The sequence below is a fragment of the Bacillus sp. S4 genome, assembly GCF_040838205.1.
Lineage (GTDB): Bacteria > Bacillota > Bacilli > Bacillales > Bacillaceae_G > Bacillus_A > Bacillus_A cereus_U.
In genome coordinates this window covers 1-3899 of record NZ_JBFPJI010000300.1, presented here as the reverse complement: position 1 = coordinate 3899, position 3899 = coordinate 1, and the positions used below count along the sequence as shown (strand labels likewise).

Here is a 3899-nt window from a genome sequence, read left to right as displayed (position 1 = left end):
ATTGTATACTACATACACGTAAGACGACATACATCATGTTATCGACTTGTAAGGAGAGAAAAAAATGAAAAGTGTAAGATTACCCTCGATGCTAGAAATCATCATTCTTTTATTCCTATTTCTTGCTGTCGTCTTTTCCTTCCAAACGATTTTTGATCTCCCAATTCAATTAGCGCTATTTATTTCATGGTTTTTAGTTATTGCGCTTGGATTAAGGTTAGGATTTCGTTATCAAGAATTGCAAGATGCAATTACGAAAGGGATTTCTAATGGATTAGAAGCAATTCTTATTTTAGTTGCAGTTGGAGCTTTAATTGGAACATGGATTGCTGGTGGGGTTGTACCTACATTAATTTATTATGGATTAGAATTCATTCACCCTAGCATATTCTTATTGGCAACTTTAATTATTTGTTCAATAACTTCTATCGCGACAGGAACATCATGGGGAACAGTTGGAACAGCTGGTATTGCTATGATGGCGATTGGGGAAGGGCTTGGATTACCACTTCCGCTTGTTGCGGGTGCAGTTCTTTCAGGAGCGTATTTTGGAGACAAATTATCACCACTTTCTGATAGCACAGTTCTTGCAGCTTCTATGGCAAAAGTAGATGTTATTGCTCACGTTCGAGCTATGCTCGTATTAGACGTTCCAGCTTTTATTATTACCAGCATTATGTTTACTGTTGCTGGATGGATGTATGGCGGGGATAATGTAGATTTAAATAGAGTAGAGTTTTTAAAAGAAGCTTTATTAAAGCAATTTGATATTAAAATATGGATGCTTGTTCCGGCTGTAATCGTTATTGTGCTATTGGCGCTGAAGAAGCCTTCTATGCCAACAATTGCTATGGGAGCTTTAATTGGTGCAATTTGGGCAACTCTTTTCCAAGGGATGCACTTTGGAGAGGCAATTGGAACAGCATATAACGGATTCTCAATTCAATCTGGTGTCGAGTTTGTCGATAAGTTATTAAACCGTGGTGGAATTAACGGTATGCTTAGTTCAGTAGCCGTTATTATTTTCGGCTTAGGTTTTGGTGGACTACTTGAAAAGCTAGGTGTTCTAAAAGTAATCGTATCAAAATTTGAGAAGAAATTAAATTCTGCAGGTAATGTAACATTGTCTACATTAATCGTGGCATTCTTAGCTAATATATTTGGTTGTGCGATGTATGTATCACTTATTTTAACACCGAAAATTATGGAAGATAGCTATGATAAATTAAAAATAGATCGCCGTGTATTAGCACGTAACTCAGAAGTAGGTGGAACGTTAACTTCTGGTATGGTTCCGTGGTCGGATAATGGTATTTTTATGGCTGGTATTTTAGGTGTAGCAACGTTCTCATACGTTCCGTTTATGTGGTTAAGCTTCGTTTCATTAATTTTGGCAGTTATTTACGGATATACAGGGAAATTTATTTGGTATGTAGATGACGTTGAAAAAGGGAAGCAAGCATCATAAAAAAATACCTTCTGCCACCGCAGAAGGTATTTTTTTTATACATACAAGTGAGAATTCTTATCATTTGTATGGAATTCTGTTAAAATGAGAAATGTAGGTATTTTATTTTCAAGGGGATGAAAAAATGGAGTACAGAATTGAAAGAGATACATTAGGAGAAATGAAAGTTCCAGCTGATAAATTATGGGCAGCACAAACACAGCGTAGTAAGGAAAATTTTCCGATTGGAACAGAGCATATGCCGCTTGAAATTGTAAAAGCATTTGCGATTTTAAAGAAGAGTGCAGCGATTAGCAATCAAAAATTAGGGAAGTTATCAGAAGAAAAAGCACAAGCAATTGCGGAAGCTGCTGATGAAGTTATCGCAGAAAAATGGAATGAACATTTTCCACTTGTCGTATGGCAAACAGGTAGTGGTACACAATCGAATATGAATGTAAATGAAGTAATTGCAAACCGCGGTAATCAAATTTTGAAAGAAAAGGGATCTGACGTACATATTCATCCGAATGATGACGTGAACATGTCTCAAAGTTCAAATGATACGTTCCCAACGGCACTTCATGTAGCGTGTGTAATTGCGGTAGAAAATCATGTATTACCAGCCATTACGAAATTAAAAGAAACATTAGCAGAAAAAGTAACTGCATTTGAACATATTATTAAAATCGGTCGTACGCATTTACAAGATGCAACCCCTTTAACGTTAGGGCAAGAAATTAGCGGATGGCACCGTATGCTTGAAAAAGCAGAGCGTATGATTGCAGATAGCAATACATATATGAAAGAATTAGCAATTGGTGGTACTGCGGTTGGAACTGGAATTAATGCGCACCCTAAATTTGGTGAGATGGTAGCAGAAGAAATTAGTCTGTTTACAGGTAAACAATTTGTTTCTGCACCAAATAAATTCCATGCGTTAACGAGCCATGATGAAGTTGTATTTGCACACGGAGCATTAAAAGCATTAGCTGCTGATTTAATGAAGATAGCTAACGATGTGCGCTGGCTTGCAAGTGGTCCACGAAGTGGTCTTGGGGAAATTATTATTCCTGCAAATGAACCAGGAAGCTCTATTATGCCAGGGAAAGTAAATCCAACGCAAAGCGAAGCGCTAACAATGGTTGTAGCACAAGTTATGGGGAATGACACAACAATTGGATTTGCTGCGAGCCAAGGTAATTTTGAGCTAAACGTATTCAAACCCGTTATTGCTTACAACTTCCTGCAATCTGCTCACTTATTAGCTGATGCAACAGTTTCATTTAATGATAAATGTGCAGTTGGTATTGAAGCAGATGAAGAAGTAATTAATGAAAATGTAAATCGTTCATTAATGCTTGTAACAGCACTAAACCCACATATCGGGTATGAAAATGCCGCGAAAATTGCAAAGCATGCTCATAAAGAGGGATTAACTTTAAAAGAAGCAGCATTGCAATCGGGATTACTAACAGAAGAGCAATTTGATGAAATTGTAGACCCGAAAAAAATGATCGCTCCGAAAGAATAATAAAAGAGGCCAAGGTTCTTAATTTAGAATCTTGGCTTTTTTATCGCCCAAATAATCGCATTACTAACATCCCATTTCGTAAAACAATAAATGATAGCTAAAGGAAACTTTTGAATAGCTCGATTCCATTCTTGTCTAGCTTCTTCATACTCACAATCATATCTTGTAATAATTTCACCTGTTAATCTTTCATAACTTAACTCATACATAATAAGCACCTTTCATTCATTTTGTGTAGAAGTTTACTTTTTTAGAAATAGTGTATGTTCGTATCGTTTGTTTGTGATGGAGGGGTAGTATCTTTATGTAATAAAAAATAGACTAACTATTGGGTAGTTAGCCTGAGGGGAGAATAAATATGTAAACGGCGGTTTTGCTTGGGGAGGATATTCAATTCTTATATAGTTATCCTAATAGCATAGAACTGTCTCAAACAAAACTATTCATTTGAGGTGCTATTGATTATTTTCACATTTGGCCAGTTTTCTTTTAAGAGTGAAATGAATTTCTCCTCTTCTTGTGGTACGAAAGATGTTACTGAGTCGAATAAATTATAATGAATTTCTATTTGCTGTCTTGTCCAATTTTCTGAACGAAGCTTTTTACCAGAGTATTTAATTTGGCGTATATCTTCAAATGGAATTTCAGTACGGAGTATGAAACCATGTTTAACAACAAGGGCAGATTCCGTTATTTTGTAATGAGAAAAATAGAAAGAAGAGAGATTCACGATATTTAAGAGCATCATGAGAGTGAAAAAAATAGAATTCTCATTTTGAAAGAATAGGGAAATGAAAAAAACAACTAAAAACAATGAGATTAAAATGATATGAAATGGATTTTTTTTCGCTTTAAATTTCAAGTGAATCACCTCGGTATACCAGTTATTAAAATAATTAAATCACAATATTGTAATGA

3 protein-coding genes and 1 pseudogene are annotated in these 3899 nt (G+C 35.5%); 2 read left to right on the top strand and 2 right to left on the bottom strand.

Features of this window, described 5'->3' with window-relative positions:
- Positions 1–64: 64 nt before the first annotated feature.
- Positions 65–1468, top strand: coding sequence for a Na+/H+ antiporter NhaC (gene nhaC / locus AB3X48_RS18860; protein ID WP_002158435.1), 1404 nt, complete (start codon positions 65–67; stop codon positions 1466–1468).
- A 124-nt stretch (positions 1469–1592) separates the two neighbouring features.
- Positions 1593–2981 (top strand): class II fumarate hydratase, encoded by a 1389-nt coding sequence (gene fumC, locus AB3X48_RS18855; RefSeq protein WP_016104453.1) that lies wholly within the window; start codon positions 1593–1595, stop codon positions 2979–2981.
- A 38-nt stretch (positions 2982–3019) separates the two neighbouring features.
- Here the strand turns inward: fumC and AB3X48_RS18850 are convergent.
- Positions 3020–3190, bottom strand: a pseudogene (locus AB3X48_RS18850) (FAD-linked oxidase); the annotation flags it as partial.
- A 230-nt stretch (positions 3191–3420) separates the two neighbouring features.
- Positions 3421–3843, bottom strand: a complete 423-nt coding sequence (locus AB3X48_RS18845; protein ID WP_367959810.1) for a PH domain-containing protein — start codon at positions 3841–3843, stop codon at positions 3421–3423.
- Between the last annotated feature and the right edge of the window lie 56 nt (positions 3844–3899).

What these genes read in the sequence shown, in the direction of transcription:
- nhaC (WP_002158435.1), top strand. Translation starts at nt 65, where the DNA reads ATGAAAAGTGTAAGATTACCCTCGATGCTAGAAATCATCATTCTTTTA.
- fumC (WP_016104453.1), top strand. Translation starts at nt 1,593, where the DNA reads ATGGAGTACAGAATTGAAAGAGATACATTAGGAGAAATGAAAGTTCCA.